The organism is Paraburkholderia sp. SECH2, assembly GCF_030464795.1.
Classification (GTDB): Bacteria; Pseudomonadota; Gammaproteobacteria; order Burkholderiales; family Burkholderiaceae; genus Paraburkholderia; species Paraburkholderia aspalathi.
The window spans coordinates 78,042-93,096 of the sequence record NZ_JALPRH010000009.1 but is presented as its reverse complement, the minus strand read 5'-3'; the positions used below and the strand labels follow the sequence as shown (position 1 = coordinate 93,096).

The following is a 15,055-nucleotide window of genomic DNA, read 5'->3' as shown; positions in this document are numbered from 1 at the left end:
TAACCTTTAGCTGATCGTGTGACCATGACTGCTGCCCAAAGCACGGACGCAGGAAAGCAGCGTCCGCGAACCTGGCCCGCCATCCTGCTGATCGTGCTGGCCGTGATCGCGATCATCGCCGTGATCTGGCGCGTGGATACTGTGCCGCGCACCGACGACGCCTATGCGTACGCCGATACGATCGGCGTCTCGCCCGAAGTCAGCGGCAAGATCGTGACGCTCGCGGTGCGCAACAACCAGGCGGTGAAGCAGGGCGATCTGCTGTTCGAGATCGACCCGCGGCCGTATCAGTTCGCGTTGCAGCGCGCCCAGGCGGCGCTTGCGCAACTCGATGCGCAGATTCCGCTGACGCAACGCACCGTCAATGCACAAGGATTCAGTGCCGAGGCGGCGAAGTCGTCAGTCGCACGGGCCCAGGCCGCCGCGAAGCAGGCGGGGGATACGCTGGCGAGAATGGAGCCGCTGATCGGCAAGGGCTACGTTTCCGCCGACGATCTGGATCGCGCGCGCACCACGCAACGCTCGGCGCTCGCCGAGCTTGCTGCGGCGCAAGCGCAGGCCCGCGAGGCGCAGGCGGCGGTCAGCAGCGTCGCCGCGCTCGTCGCGCAGCGCGCAGTGCTGACGGCTGAAATCTCCTCGGCGCAGCTCAACCTGGAGTACGCGACCGTGCGCGCGCCGTTCGATGGCCGCGTCGTCGAGTTGCGCACGTCCGTCGGGCAATTCGTGTCCGCGCAAAAGCCTGTTTTCACGCTGATCGATACGCGGCACTGGTACGTGATCGCTAATCTCCGCGAGAACGAGCTTGGCAACATCCGGCCCGGCACCCGCGCGACCGTGTACCTGATGAGCAATACGCGCATCCGTTTCAGCGGTTCGGTCGACTCGATCGGCTTCGGCGTCGATCCGCAGGACGGCAGCGGCACCGCGAACGGTCTGCCGAGTATTCAACGCAGCATCAACTGGGTGCACGTCTCACAGCGTTTCCCGGTGAAGATCCTGGTCGATCACCCCGATCCGCAGATGTTCCGGATCGGCACGTCCGCGGTCGCCGTACTGCAGCCCGAACGCCGCGAAGATCGTGACAATCGCGCGACGTCCAACGGAGCGCCGTCATGAGTGGGCTCGACGGTGTCGGGCGTCATCTCGCCTGGCCGCGGCCGCTCGGGCAACTGGCAGGCTTTCTGCGCTCGGAGCTTGGCGCGTTTCCTGGGCGCGCCAACCTGACCATGCGCAGCGTGCTCGGCTGCGCGATCGTGCTAATCGTGTCGATGACCTTACGGGTGCCCGAGGTGGCGTTGTCGCTGATCGCGGTTTTTTTCGTCACGCAGTCGAACATCGTGCTGACCCGTCTCGTCGCATTGTTGGCCGTGATCGGCACGACTTGCGCGATCGCCTGCATCATCGGCGTCTTCAAGCTGACGTTCGACTATCCGCTGCTGCGCATCGTCGTCGCAAGCGCCATCTTTTTTTGCAGCGCCTATATGATGCGGGCCGTGGCGAAACTGGGGCTGGTGTTCTTTCTCGTCTCGCTGATCGTGATTTACGCGCAGACCTTTGCCGATCGGACCGATAACGCGGAAGCGCTGGTGCGTGCGTGTCTGTGGGTGTGGGTGGCGGTCAACTACGCAGTTGTGCTGTCGCTGATCATCAACACGCTGTTTCTGCCGGCCGAACCGGAGCAGCAGTTGCGCGCCGCCATGCAAGGGCAGCTCGCGACGGCCCGTGCGCGGCTCGCGATCATGATCGACGCGAATGCGCCGGCCGTGCGCATCGGCGCGCTCGATCTCGAGCGCGCCGCCCTCACGTTGCAGAAGCTGCTGCGCTTTTCGACCATGCGTCACCACTACAGCGAGGAAGATGCCTCGGCGTGGTTGGCCTGCGTGACGGTGGTGTCGCGCATCTTCGAAGCTGCGGCGGTGCTGCCTGAGCATGCAGTCGCGCACGACGCCGGGCAGATCGATGCCATCGGCGTGGTGCAGGACGAACTCGTGTCGCTCGAACACGCGATCGGCGACAACCTGCAATGGCGGCATTGGGGCGCATCGCGTGAGGCGCCGGTGTTGACCTCGATACCCGCGCTCGACGCGATGCAACGTGCGCTCAACGTGTTCTCCGAGGCGACGCGGGGCGCTGTCGCGCCGCCGCCGGAAGACGCGGCCGCCGGCAGTGCAGCGGCCAAAGAGGCGAAAGAGGAGCAGGCGACGAAAGCGGCGGCGCCCCCCGCGCAGCCCGAACCCGACATCTTCGCGAATCCGCGTTACGCGCGCTTCGCGCTGCGTACGCTGTTCTCGGTACTGATCTGCTACGTGTTCTACAACGCGGTGAACTGGCCCGGTATCCACACGATCATGCTGACATGTCTCGTGGTCGCGCTGCCGAGCCTTGGCGCGTCGAGCCGCCAGGGCGTGCTGCGGATCACCGGTGCACTGATCGGCAGTGCACTGGCGCTGTTCATGGTCGCGTTCGTGATTCCGCAACTGGAAAGCGTGACGGGGCTGCTGCTGATGAGTTTGCCCGTGATCGCGCTCGGCGCCTGGGTGGCGGCGGGATCTGAGCGGAGCGCCTATGCAGGAATCCAGATCATGTTCACGTTTGCGCTGGCGTTGCTCGAATCGTTTTCGCCACCGTCGGATCTCACTGAGATCCGCGACCGGATCGTCGGCATCATTCTGGGTGTCGGCGTGGCCACCTTTATCCAGATGTCGATGTGGCCGGAGCGCGAATCGGATGGCCTGCGTGCGCAACTGACGTCGATATTGCGCAAGATCGCGGCGTTGGCTCGCATCGAGGCGAAGGCGGTACAGAGCGGCCCACGCGCGACGGATTCTGCAGCGGTGGTTGAAGCGTGGACCATGGTCGGCGATTGCGAGATGGCGCTCGCGCGTGTCGCGCTCGAACCCGACTGGCGCGAGGGGGAGACGTCACGTATCACGCTTTTGTCGCAGACGGTGCTCGCGCAGAGCCGGGCGATGCTTGTCGCGCTCGAAGCGTTTCACCATGAAGCGATGATCAATGCGTCGGCAAGCGCACCGATGGAGCGCGCAGAGAAGTTTCAGTCGGATGTCGCGGATGCGCTGGAGCGATACGCGTCACAGCTCGTGGCTGAGCCATCGGCCGCGATGACGCCGACGCGGCTCGATTCGAGTGGATTGCGCGCCACGCCGACGCATGCAGGGGCGGTAGGGGCGACGGATGGGCAAACGCTGGAGCGGCTCGCGCAACGCATTGACGCGGCGCTCGCCGGGTTGCCACGCTGGTTGCCCGACGAACATGCGTCCGGCGAATTTGCGAGTGCGGGGTGATCGGCGATGACGCACTTCGTTCTCATCCTGCGCCGTCTGCCGCGCTTACTGAGCGCACGACTGTTCAACCACTGGCTCGCGTCGCTCGCGCTGCCCTGGCTCGCCTCGTGCGCGATCATTCACCACGATAGTCCGCCGGCCGCGATGATCACGCCGCAGCAGATCCGTCTCGCCGACGACATCCATCTGGCCAACGAAGGCTGGCCGTCGGCACGCTGGTGGGAGCAGTATCACGATCCGCAGCTCAATACGCTCGTCGATCAGGCGCTCGCGCACGCGCCTTCGCTCGCCATTGCGCGCGAGCACGTCTCGCAAGCTCATGCGCAAGTCGAGCTGATCCGCGCGGGATCCGGTCTGCAGATGTCCGCGCTCGCGGAAGCCGATCGCGAGCATGTCTCGGGTCACGGGTTCCTCAGCGCGTACGCGTCGCACGACCCGCAGATCGGAGCGTTTGGGCCGTGGTACTGGACCGGGCTGGTGGGCGTCGACGCTCACTACGATATCGACATCTGGGGCAAGCAGCGCGACCTTGTGCGCGCGGCGATCGGTGAACAGAACGCGCGGCGCGCGGAGGCGGCGCAGGCCGAGCTCGAACTCTCGGCGGGCGTCGCGCAGCTCTACTACAGCATCCAGATCACCTACGCGAGCATTGATCTGTTGCGGCAGCTTCGCGAAGTGCGCGCCTTCGAGCTCGACACGCGATCGGCGCGGCACGCACGCGGCCTCGAAGCGCTGACCCAGACCGCCCAGGCGCGCTCGCAGGTGCTCGCAATCGACCAGCAGATCGCCTCGAGCGAGGAGCAGATCGTCCACGCGCGTGAAGCGCTGCGTGCGCTGGCGGGCGTCGGCCCCGACGATCTGCCGCCAATCGCGCCGGTGCCGTTGCCGGCGCCAGCGGGTTCGCTGCCGTCGACGCTATCGTATGAGCTGCTCGCGCGGCGCCCGGATCTGCAGGCCATGCGCTGGCTGGTACAGGCATCGTTCGACAAGATCGATGCGTCGAAGGCCGCGTTCTACCCGAGCTTCGACATCACGGCGTTCTTCGGTTTCAACGCGTTGCGAATGCGCGATCTGTTCCTGCATTCGAGCCAGCAGATCAACCTCATTCCCGGCCTCACGCTGCCGATCTTCGACGGTGGCCGCCTGAACGCGAACCTGCACGGCGCGCGCACGGCGAGCAACACGCTGATCGAGCAGTACGACCAGGCCGTGCTCGACGCGGTGCGCGACGTCGCGCAGAGCGGCAGCGCGATCGACGACCTCGATCATCGCGCGCATCTGCAGCGTGACCGGATCGACGCATTGCGCTTTGCGAGCGACAGTGCCGAGGCGAGCTACAAGACCGGCCTCGGCGACAGGACGAGCGCGATGCAGGCGAAGGCGCCGGTCATCGCCGGGCGTCTCGAACTCGTGCAACTGACCGGCGACGAAATCGAAGCGGGCATCGTGCTGACTCGCGCGCTGGGTGGCGGCTATCGCAGCGACGACCTGCCGGCGGAGTCGGCCAGCACGAACAAGCCCTAGGCGGCGAGCAGGGCGGTTTCTTTAATGCTGCCGGTTGCCCGCACGAGCGTGTCGCCCCTCTGTCGGGGGATGGACCGCCGTGCCGGTCGATGCAAACGCTGATGCAAACGCCGACGCTAACGCGAGCGATGACCCGTCTGCCATGGAGCCAGGTCATGAAGAATCATGATGCTTCGGAAATCCGTACGCCACTTCGGGCAACGCCGTTGCTCTACCCGGAGCCGTTGACTCGTCGAGGCCGGTCGTGACGCAGGACATCAATCTGATCGAGCTCACCGCCGAAATCGTGGCGAGCTTCGTGTCGTGTAATCCGTTGCCGGCAGACGACTTGCCGGAGTTCATCTGGAGCACGTACGCGGCGCTGGCCGCATTGCACACGACGTCGGTACCGGCCGCGCGGCAGCGGGCGGCGGTGCCGATCGAGGAATCGGTGCGCGACGATTATCTCGTCTGTCTCGAAGACGGGCGCAAGCTGAAGTCGCTCAAACGCTACCTGCAGCGCCACTTCGCGATGACCCCTGACGAATACCGCGCGAAGTGGGGCCTGCCCGCGGACTACCCGATGGTCGCGCCGGCCTATTCCGCGCTGCGTTCGTCGATTGCGAAGCGCCATCCCGCCGGCGCAATCAAACCGCGTCGCGGTGCCTAAGATCGTACGAATGAGGGATGCCGCTCCCGTCGTACTCACCCAATGAGGGGATGTTGCGCCGCCGCCAGACTGCGCAAGATAGGGTCCGTCGACTTACACCCTGCGGAGGCGCACATGTTCACGCGGAGACTCAATGCAGCGTGCGGCAACGAGCCGGCAGACTTCGCCGCCGACGATGAGACCGCGCTCGACGAAGCCGAACGGGTCGCCGACGCGTCTCATCGGCGCCACTCGGACAGCGCCTGCGACGCGATTGTCGCTCGCCTCGTCGCGCAGGCCACTGAGCAAACGCGGCCGTCCACGCGGCGCGCGGCGTCGCTGCCACAGTGGCGTCTGCGGCGCGCGCTCGACTTTATCGAAGCGAATCTCGCGCAGCCGATCGGACTGGCCGATGTGGCCGCCAGCACCGGACTCACCCGCATGCATTTCGCCGCGCAGTTCCGCTCGACAACCGGTTATTCGCCGCATGCGTATCTGCTACGGCGCAGGATCGAGCATGCCCAGATGCTGCTGCGCTCGTCGGCGCTCAGCGTGCTCGACGTCGCGCTCAGTTGTGGCTTCGGATCGCATGCGCACTTTACGACCGTGTTCGGGCGGATCGTCGGCGAGCCGCCCAACAGTTGGCGAACACGCATGCGGGACGAGGAGCCGATCGTGGAGCCGGCGGTGGCTATCTCCCCGCGCCGTGGCGACAGAGGAGCTTGATCATGCAGACCGACCTGGCGGATGATGCATGCTGGTGCGCCGCGTTGCGCCTGCTCGACGGCGGCGCGTGGGAGTGGGCCGCGAGCCGGCTGGCGCCGCGCGTCGAAGCGCCAAAGGTGCGGGGCGCGCCAATCGATGCGTGCCGCGAATGCGTAGTACGGGTGCTCGATCGCCTGTCGACGAAGGTGGTGGTCGTCTACTGGTGCGATGCAACGTCCTGCCGCTACGGCGACCAGTTGTGGCGGGTGGGCGTCTCGAGGCGGCGCGGCCGCTGCGCGTTGTCGGGTGCGCCGATCAAGGCCGGCGACGTGGTTTATCGTCCGCGCCAGGGGCGGCCGAGGCCCGTCAACGCGACCGCGATGATGCTGGCCTCCGAGGTCGAACGCGTCTCACCCGGTTGATCGCCGGCTGCATTACAAATCCCGGTATTGATTGCTTTCGTTTCAGTTTCAGTCCGGGCAATACCGGGCAACAACCCATCCTTTACCAAAAAAGAACCGAATCATCACGCTTTTCCGGACGGTCATCTCTAGTCTGGACGGTACTGCGTTCGTCCAGCGATTGTGACGATCAGGTGTCCGACGGAGCGAGGAATGAACGAGGCATGGGTCTGCGAAATTCATCAGGAAGCGGGGCATCTTCAACCCCGCGCGGCGCCGCCGCGAGGGCAGTCCGATGCCCTCGTGACGCGGGCGCTTCATGTCGTGCCGCCCGCGCCGGTGTTTGCCGACGAACTTCGGTCCGAACTTCAGTCGCTCGCGCGCGTCGGCCGGGAACGGCCTGCGGCCAGTGTAGCGCGCATCCATCTGGATCTGGCGCGCGCGTGGCAGATGGTGATCCGCGGCGAGGCCGCCGAAGCGCTGCTGAGCGCGCAGCGGCTTGAAGGGCAGGTCGGTCCGCTAACTGGCCCGGTTGCCGTTGCGGTGCGTTGCGAGATCGCGGCCGTGCGCGCTGCGGCGCTCCTGCTGCAGGACGACGCGGGGGCCGCATTGGCCGCTGCGCTTTCCGCGCTGCGGCTCGGCACCGCAACACCCACCGCGCACGTCGCGCTGACGGTGTGCCGCTGCGCTTACTTGCGCCTCGGCGACCCCGAGAGTTTCTACGCGGTGGAACGCCGCGCGCCGGACGCTCAGCCGGGCCGGCTGCGCGCGGTCACCACGATGCTCGACATTGCGCTCGATGCCGCGGTCGAATTCGCCCAGATGCATTTCAATGCCGCGCGCCTGTTGGCCGATGACGCACTCGATGTCGCGCGCCGTTTCGGGGCCGGTCCGGCGACAATCGACGCGCTGCCCGCCTGCGTGATGGCGCAGGTGCTGTACGAGGAGGGCCGTGTCGACGAGAGCGAGGCGCTGGTCGCGGCACGGTTGCCGGGAATCCGGCAGGGCGGTGCGATCGAAGGCGCGGTGCGCGCTTACGGACTGCTTGCGCGCATCGCCGCGAACCGGCGGCAACCGGGACAAGCGCTCCTGCTGCTGGCCGAGGCGGACGCGCTTGGGATCAAGCGCAACTGGCCGCGGCTGCGCGCGGCGAGCCTCGCGCAGCAGGTCGAGATCCACGCGGGTGCGGATCGCCTCGACGAGGCGGCGCTCTGCGCACAACGGCTCGCCGTGCTGGCCGGGCAATGCGGCGCCGCGAGCAGCAGCGCGCGCTTCGAGATCGCGCGCTACCACGTACTTGCGCAGGCGCGGCTTGCGCTCGCAAAGACGCATTCATCAGCATGCGCTCCCGCGTTTCCTCAGGCACCCATCGAGGTATCCGCCGCGATCGATCTCGTAGCGCTGCGGCAGCTCCATAGCGATACCGTTCTAAGGCGTGACCGATACGGCGCGGTGACCATCGCGCTATTGCTGATCGAAGCGTTGCTGGTCGCCGGTCTGCGAGACGACGCGGTCGAGGCGCTCGTCACGCTGCTCAAGCAGGGGGCTTCGGCGGGACTGCAGCAAACGCTCGTCGACTGCAGCGAGCGCGTGGCGAAGCTGATCGACGGGATGGTCCGCGGGTCGATCGTGCCCGCAGGCGACGTCCGCGAGCTGCTTCCCTATGCAGGCGCTTTGATGTCGCGACGCCGGCGTGGCGACATCAAAGCGCAACCGGCGAGCGATACGGCGCGGGACATCGCACGGTCCGTGGCCGCCATGGGCCTGAGCGAACGTGAACGCGTGATCATCGGACTGATGGGGCGCGGGCTGACCAACAAGCAGATTGCGATCCGGCTGTGCATCGCGCCCGAGACAGTGAAGTCGCACGCCAAGCATCTCTACTCGAAGCTGTCGGTGAGGAACCGGATCGAAGCGGTGACGCTGGCGAGCCGCCTGGGTCTCGTCCGGCTATCCGCGTGCGGGCACGCCGGTGATTAACCCGCTTCGAACGTCTCGCGCAGACGATGACCCGACGGCAGCTTGGCAGCGAGTGCGTCTTTCATCGTCTTGCTGAGTGCTGCGTGGTAGTCGGCCGTTTGCATGTCGCCAGCCAACTCGCTGGCGCGGGCCGCGGTGCGATGGATACGCCAGTCCGCGAGCGGCGTCTGGTAACCCTGAGTCGCGTCGAGCGCATGCTGGACGCAGTGCAACGCATGGGTTGCATCATCCTGTTCGCACGCAACCCGCGCGCGCGTCTCCCACGCGAAACCCTGCCACGTGCGTTCTTCAATCGACGTCGCCAGTTTGACGAGACGGTCGGCATGCGTGATCGCAGCGTCGAGATCGCCGTCCGCCAGTGCGGCGCCCGCGAGCCCCCATTCGAGTGGCAGACGCCAGTACCAGTCGAAGATCACCGGCAGCGCGTCCATTCGCTGCATCACCTGCGTGAGCGCGTCGCGTGCGGCGCGCGTATCGCCGAGGCCGAGCTGTGCGAGCCCGGTCAGCAGCAGGCAGAGCCGGTATTCGGCCGGCAGGATCGATTTGCCGCTGCCCGGTTCGGGCGACTTGCCCGCCAGCACCTGCGTGCAGGATTGCAGCATGGCGTCAAAATCCATTGCGTGGAATTGCACCCAGCAGCGATAGAGCGTGAGCGTGTCCGCGCCATACGGGTTGCCGTTGTGCGCGAACATCGCGATTGCCTTGTCGAACTCGCGCTGCGCGCGGCCGAATTCGCCAAGATAGAGTTGCGTCCACGGTACACCCAGATGCACCATCCAGGTCGCGCGTGCCATGTTGAACTCGGGGCGGTTTTCGTCGTTCTCGACGAGGAAACGGTAACTTTTGAGGATGGTGTCCTGCGCTTCCTGGTAGTGCGACGACACGAGCAAGACCATGGAGTATTCGCACAGCGACCAGGCGGTCGTGTAGGGATCGTCACCGGCGCGCAGGGGGACGAGCGCGGCTTCGCAGCGCGCGATGTCTTCGGCGCACCAGCCGCGCACCCACATCCGCCAAACGTAGCAGCTGATGCGGGTGCGGGCCTGCTGCTGCGGGTCGGTCTGCCGATCGCTAAGCGCGAGCGTTTCGCCGATGATCTGGCTGCAGCGCAGCTGGTCGCGCCAGCTATACGTGTACGCGAGGCTCATCAGCGCACGGCTCTGGATATCGATCAGGCCGTGCTGCGCGGCACGCTCCGCGAGCTGCTCGCAGGTTTCCCGCGCGCGGGAATCGTGGGCTGCGGCGAAGATCGAAGCACGGCCTTCGAGGAATTCCGTTTCCGCCGCCGCGCGGGCTTCAGTGGGCAGGTTGGCCGCGAACATCAGCGCGCGGTCGAGGACCGCGAGTGCGTCGTTGTAGGCGAGACGCTTCTTTGCCGTCTGGATCGCAATGCGCAGATAGCCGACCGCACGTTCCCAACGTTTCGCCGCGGCGAAGTGCTGAGCGAGTTCGGCGGCGACCCCGCCGCGCTCCTCGGGTGCGAACAGCGCCTCGAGCGCTTCGGCGACGTGCAGATGAGAGCGGATGGTGCGCAGCGGCCCCTGCCGTTCGTAGAAGGTCTGCCGGTACATCGTGTGGCGAAACGCATAGGTGCTCGCAGCGAAACCATCTTCGAGCGCAGACGACGGCTCGCGCCGGATGAAGCTTTCCTGACGGCAGAGCGCTTCGCAGATATCTTCGAACAGCTCCTGGCTCAAGCCGGCGGCCGGGGCCGCGGTGATGACGCTAAACGCGAGGCCGGCGACGCTCGCGCCTTCGAGCGCGCGTTGCTGGTCGTAGTTCAGCCGCTGGATGCGATGCTCGATGACCTGGTTCAACGTGAGCGGCACTTCCAGCCGCACTTCCGAGGGCGACAGGTGCAGCTTCCAGCCCTCGGGCGTCGATTGCGCGATGCCTTGTTCGACCAGGTGATCGAGCGTTGCGACCATGAAGAGCGGGTTGCCGCCGGAGCGCTCGCGCACCAGCTGGGCGAAGCCGTTCGCGCTATCGGGCCTGACATCGCGCGGGCCGCCCGTCAGATATTCGGCGATGGCGCCTTCGCTCAGTGGTTCCAGCACGATGTCGTGACACAGCTTCTGCAAGCCCAGATCGCGGTTCAGCCGGCACAAGGGATGTTGCGCAAGTTCGGCGTCTTCCGGGCGGTACGTGGCGATGACCATCAGACGTGCGCCGCTACGATGGCGGGCAAGCGCGGAGAGCATGTCGACCGTCGAATAATCGGACCAGTGCAGGTCTTCGAACACCAGTGCGAGCGGCCGCTCCAGCGAGAGCGCTTCGAGGAATTCGCAGATCTCCCTCAGCATGCGCCCGCTCGCCGCGCCGATCACCTGATGCTGCAGCTCGGCGCGGTATTGCTGCGGCACCGATCCCAGCATCTGGAGCGCCCAGGTCGGCGCGATCGACACGAGCGTGCGGGTGATCATCGGGCCCGCTTCGCTGCGAGTCAGTTGGGTGAGCGCGTCGAGCACCGGGTAGTAAGGCTCGATGCCGCCATAACCTTCGACGCAGCGCCCGAGCGACGTCAACACCGTGGCATTGCCATCGAGGGAGTCCAGGAAGCGATTGACGAGCGTCGTCTTGCCGATGCCAGGTTCCCCCGCCACGAAAACGATGCGCGATGCGCCATTGCGTGCCTCATCGAACAGCGTCTTCAAGCGGTTAAGTTGCTGCTTGCGGCCGACAAACCCGCCATGGCTGCGCTGGTCCGCCTCGCGCGGGCCGTTGCTGGAACTGGCGGAGAGCGGCGCAATGAAGCAATAGCCGCGGCCGCGATGGGTTTCGATAAAGCTTGGACGTGCGGGATCGTCGCCGAGCGCGGTGCGGATGGTCAGCATGTGAGCCTTCAGCACTTCGGGCTGAACATGCACGTTCTGCCAGAGGGCATCGAGGAATTCCTCGTGCGTGATGAGCCGCCCGGCATGGTCGATCAGGTATTGCAGCATGTCGTAGGCGCGTGGCGCCAACGTGAGCCTGCGGCTCGCGCCGTCGGGCGCGCATTGCCAGACGCATCGATTCACTCGATCCAGCCGAAAGGGTGGGAAATCGATCACCTAGGTTCTCCGATGGCGCTGCAACCCGACTTGGTTGCCGCGATTTTATACTGCGCCTGTCGGTCATGCTGAGTGGAGCATTTCATTACACAATCAGGACCAGAAAATCACCCTTCCGGATTTCGAACACCTTACCCTGACGGGAAAAGTGTGCGTCTCGTCCTGGCAGGCGGGCGCGTTTGTTCTTCAGAGGGTTAGATAAAGGCATGAGGAGCAAGGTTGGCATGAAGGCTCATTCGAGCAGGATATCGTCGGTCAGTTTTGAAGGCTTTCGTCTGGATACGACGAACGAATGTCTTTGGCGGCTGGCTTCCTCCGGCACGGCGCCCGAGCGCATCGACCTGACACGCAAGACCTTCGGCGTGTTGCGGTTTCTGATCGAGAACCGCGGTGCGCTGATTACCCATGACGCGCTGCTCGAAGCCGTGTGGCCCGATGTGCACGTGCAGCCCGAAGTCGTGAAGAGCCACATACAGACGATCCGGGCGCGGCTCGGCGATAGCGCGCAGCGCCCTCGCTACATCGAAACGCTGCGCGGACGCGGCTATCGTTTCGTCGCGCGCGTCGAGATTCCTGTCACGGAGCTTGTGCCCGCCGTGAGCGAGGAGAGCTTCGGCGGCTTTGCCGGGCGCACGAGCGAATTGCAGCAACTGTGCGCCGCCATGGACCAGGCCCGATGCGGAAACACTCAGGTCGTGGTGGTTACCGGTGAACCGGGCATCGGCAAGACAGCGTTGCTCAGGCAGTTCGTTGCCGCGCAACGGTTCGAACGTGACGATGCGTGGGTTGCCGAAGGGCATTGTGTCGAGGGCTATGGCGGCACGGAGCCGTTTTATCCGGTTCTGCAGGCGCTCGGCCAACTTTGCCAAGGCGCCGGCGGCAGCGAAGTCGTGAAAGCGCTGGTGACGCTCGCGCCCACGTGGGCATGGCAACTCCCGGGCCACGTGGCGAGTCAGGTGCGCGAGTCCCTGCATCGGCAGCTTCCTGGCGCGTCGCGCGAACGCATGCTGCGGGAGATCCGGGGCTTGCTGAGCTCCCTGACGCAGACGCAACCGCTGCTTCTGATATTCGAAGATCTTCATTGGGCCGACTACTCGACCATCGATTTTCTGGCGGCGCTGGCGCGCCAGCCAGGCGTGCTGCGTCTGATGGTTGTCGTCACTTACCGGCCGGACGAAGCGGCGCTGACCGAACACCCCATCGAGCAACTGCACCACGAGCTTGCACTGAGGGGGCTATGCCGCGAACTGGCGCTGGGTCCATTGCCTCGCGATGCCGTGCTTGCGTGGCTGACAGACCGCGATCACACCGACCCTGCCGAAGAAGAACTGTCTTTTCTTATCGCGCAACGTTGCGGCGGCAATCCGCTGTTTATGCGGGCGACGCTTGCCGATCTCGTGGAGCGCGACATGGTCCGCAAAACGGTGACGGGCTGGCGGCCGCTCGCGCCACTCGCCGCGATCGGCGCGGCAGCGCCACACACGATAACCCGGACGCTCGAGGGCAGAATCCGGCGCCTCGGCGCCGACGAACGGAATCTGCTTGAAGCCGCCAGCGTGGCAGGACTCTGCTTTTCATCGGCGACCGTGGCCGAGGCCGCGGGGCTGTCGGCGGAGCAGTTCGACGATCTGTGCGAGGCCCTGGCACGCACTCAACGCTTTATTCAGCGTAGCGGCGTAAAGCGCTTCCCCGACGGAGGAGCTGCGGCGATGTTCTGTTTCGACCATGCTCTCATTCGTCACGCATTCTATGGGCGTCAAGGGCTGACTCGCCGCTCCCGTTTGCATCGGCAAATCGCGGAACGGCTCGAGGCGATCTACGCTCGCGATCAGCGAGCCGAGGTGGCATACGAGCTCGGACATCATTTCGCCGACGCGCGAGACTGGCTCAAGGCGATCGACTACTTACGCATTGCGCTGCAAACCGCGAAGGTTCGGTTTGCGTATCGCGAGGCGCAGTCGATTCTCGATTTTGCCGCCTCGCTCACCACCAGGTTGCCGGCTGATTTGCGCCCGTTGAAAAGCTTTGAGTTTGCCGAGGCGCGTGCGTCGCTTTACGCAGCGGCGCACGATCCGCGCGCCGAGGCCGCCTGGATCGAACTGGAGGAGCAGGCACGCACGATTGGTCGGCTCGATGCGCAATTGCGCGCCATGCTCGGCCTGGCCTACGTTTTTAGCTGGAGCGACCGGCAACGTTGCATCGAGGTGCTCAACGATGCGCTGACGCTCAGCGCATCGCATCCTGACCTGCGCGTCAGTGCGCTGGTGCGCGTAAGTGCCTACGTACGCCGTATCTGGACCGACGGCTGGTCGCATGCCGATCTGACCGAGTGCGAGACGGCGATGCGTGCGCTGCGCGAGACGGGGGATCCCTTGCTGATCGCCCGGGCGAATATGGAGCACAGCATGCTGTGCATCATTTCCACCCGCTATCGTGAAGCACTCGGCACGGTACGGGCGAATTACCAGATCCTCTTTGAGCATGCGGTGGAACATCCGGGCTTCGACCTCGCGAGAGCGACGTGGATGGTCCGGCTGGGTACGGCGTGGGCTCAACTCTTCCTGGGAGAGTTGGGGCGCTCGATGGAATTGTTCGAGCAGGGCATGGCGTCGTACCACGAGAACGGCGACTATTTTGCGGCTCGCACACTCGAGGTCTATCGGGGTTGGTTGTTCGTGCACACAATGGACTACGAGTCAGTCATTGACATGTACGAACGCTTCGTGCCGGCTTCAAACTCCTCCGATCGAGCGGTCGAAGCCGACGCCGGCGCGCTGCTGCCCGTGCAACACCGTGCGTGCATCGTACTCGCGGGCCTCGCGTATATCGGACTGGAGGACGGCGCGCGCGCCTCGGCGCTATTTGCTGAAGCGCAACGGCAACTGGACGCTACACCCATCATGTTCGACTGGTACTGGCGGCTGGCAATCGAATGGGGTACCGCCGAGGCCGCAATGATGGCGGGCGACCATCGCACCGCGAGATCGCGCGCCGAGGCGTTCCTCAAGCTCGCCCTCGCCACCGAAGACCGGACGTGGCAGGCGCTTGCCTGGGACATTGTTGCGCGACAGGCGCTCGCGAGGGGCGATGCGGTCGTTGCACTCGAGCACATCAACGCCGCGTTCGCGGTCACGGAAGGCTTCGAAACCCCGCTGGCGGACTGGCGGCTTCATCGTACGGCGGCGGCGATTCACGAGGCCCACGGCGACGCCGAACAGGCGGATGTGCAACAGCGCCACTTCATGTCGACGCTCGAGCGGCTGTCGAATTCCTTGCCGCGTGGTGGTCAGATCGGCCAGCGCCTGCTTGCTCTTTCAACGAGCTGATAGATGCTCCAAGCAAGAGGTGCAAGACATGAGACACGGGGGAGCCATCATGGCGCCGATCCCCCCGCTGGGTGATATCGACCAGTAAGGAGTCGATGCAAGATAAGTGGGTCCTCCACCGATTGGCCCCTGTCTGGTT

The 15,055-nt window shown here is 65.4% G+C and carries 9 protein-coding genes; 8 read left to right on the top strand and 1 reads right to left on the bottom strand.

Annotated features, from left to right (window positions below; all coding sequences use genetic code 11):
- The first annotated feature begins 24 nt into the window (after nucleotides 1–24).
- The 7 genes from mdtN (at nucleotide 25) to M0D66_RS17340 (ending at nucleotide 8,540) form a co-directional block, all read left to right on the top strand.
- On the top strand, nucleotides 25–1,116 hold the full coding sequence (mdtN, locus tag M0D66_RS17370; protein WP_200619094.1) for a multidrug transporter subunit MdtN: 1,092 nt from the start codon (nucleotides 25–27) through the stop codon (nucleotides 1,114–1,116).
- Complete coding sequence (locus tag M0D66_RS17365) at nucleotides 1,113–3,302, top strand: FUSC family protein (RefSeq protein ID WP_211705437.1); 2,190 nt, start codon at nucleotides 1,113–1,115, stop codon at nucleotides 3,300–3,302. Before mdtN ends, M0D66_RS17365 begins: the two co-directional genes overlap by 4 nt.
- 6 nt (nucleotides 3,303–3,308) lie before the next feature.
- Nucleotides 3,309–4,826, top strand: coding sequence for an MdtP family multidrug efflux transporter outer membrane subunit (locus M0D66_RS17360; RefSeq protein WP_200619096.1), 1,518 nt, complete (start codon nucleotides 3,309–3,311; stop codon nucleotides 4,824–4,826).
- A 244-nt stretch (nucleotides 4,827–5,070) separates the two neighbouring features.
- Complete coding sequence (locus tag M0D66_RS17355) at nucleotides 5,071–5,475, top strand: MucR family transcriptional regulator (RefSeq protein ID WP_054035276.1); 405 nt, start codon at nucleotides 5,071–5,073, stop codon at nucleotides 5,473–5,475.
- Nucleotides 5,476–5,589: 114 nt separating this feature from the next.
- A complete protein-coding gene (locus M0D66_RS17350) occupies nucleotides 5,590–6,180 on the top strand; it encodes a helix-turn-helix domain-containing protein (RefSeq protein WP_244869686.1) in 591 nt (196 codons plus the stop codon).
- 2 nt (nucleotides 6,181–6,182) lie between these two features.
- Nucleotides 6,183–6,581: a DUF3331 domain-containing protein gene (locus M0D66_RS17345; protein ID WP_211705434.1), complete on the top strand. Its 399-nt coding sequence runs from the start codon at nucleotides 6,183–6,185 to the stop codon at nucleotides 6,579–6,581.
- A 192-nt stretch (nucleotides 6,582–6,773) separates the two neighbouring features.
- Nucleotides 6,774–8,540, top strand: a complete 1,767-nt coding sequence (locus M0D66_RS17340) for a LuxR C-terminal-related transcriptional regulator (RefSeq protein WP_211705432.1) — start codon at nucleotides 6,774–6,776, stop codon at nucleotides 8,538–8,540.
- Here the strand turns inward: M0D66_RS17340 and M0D66_RS17335 are convergent.
- The gene (locus M0D66_RS17335; protein ID WP_266211072.1) at nucleotides 8,537–11,557 is read right to left on the bottom strand and encodes an AAA family ATPase; all 3,021 of its coding nucleotides are present in this window, start codon (nucleotides 11,555–11,557) and stop codon (nucleotides 8,537–8,539) included. The genes M0D66_RS17340 and M0D66_RS17335 overlap by 4 nt on opposite strands.
- A gap of 257 nt (nucleotides 11,558–11,814) precedes the next feature.
- Between M0D66_RS17335 and M0D66_RS17330 the strand changes: the two genes are divergently transcribed.
- Nucleotides 11,815–14,916, top strand: a complete 3,102-nt coding sequence (locus M0D66_RS17330; RefSeq protein WP_211705428.1) for an AAA family ATPase — start codon at nucleotides 11,815–11,817, stop codon at nucleotides 14,914–14,916.
- The last annotated feature ends 139 nt before the right edge of the window (nucleotides 14,917–15,055 follow it).

Bases quoted from the DNA above. Each gene is read 5' to 3' on its own strand.
- mdtN (WP_200619094.1), top strand. From the start codon at position 25: ATGACTGCTGCCCAAAGCACGGACGCAGGAAAGCAGCGTCCGCGAACC.
- M0D66_RS17365 (WP_211705437.1), top strand. From the start codon at position 1,113: ATGAGTGGGCTCGACGGTGTCGGGCGTCATCTCGCCTGGCCGCGGCCG.
- M0D66_RS17360 (WP_200619096.1), top strand. From the start codon at position 3,309: ATGACGCACTTCGTTCTCATCCTGCGCCGTCTGCCGCGCTTACTGAGC.
- M0D66_RS17350 (WP_244869686.1), top strand. From the start codon at position 5,590: ATGTTCACGCGGAGACTCAATGCAGCGTGCGGCAACGAGCCGGCAGAC.
- M0D66_RS17345 (WP_211705434.1), top strand. From the start codon at position 6,183: ATGCAGACCGACCTGGCGGATGATGCATGCTGGTGCGCCGCGTTGCGC.
- M0D66_RS17340 (WP_211705432.1), top strand. From the start codon at position 6,774: ATGAACGAGGCATGGGTCTGCGAAATTCATCAGGAAGCGGGGCATCTT.
- M0D66_RS17330 (WP_211705428.1), top strand. From the start codon at position 11,815: ATGAAGGCTCATTCGAGCAGGATATCGTCGGTCAGTTTTGAAGGCTTT.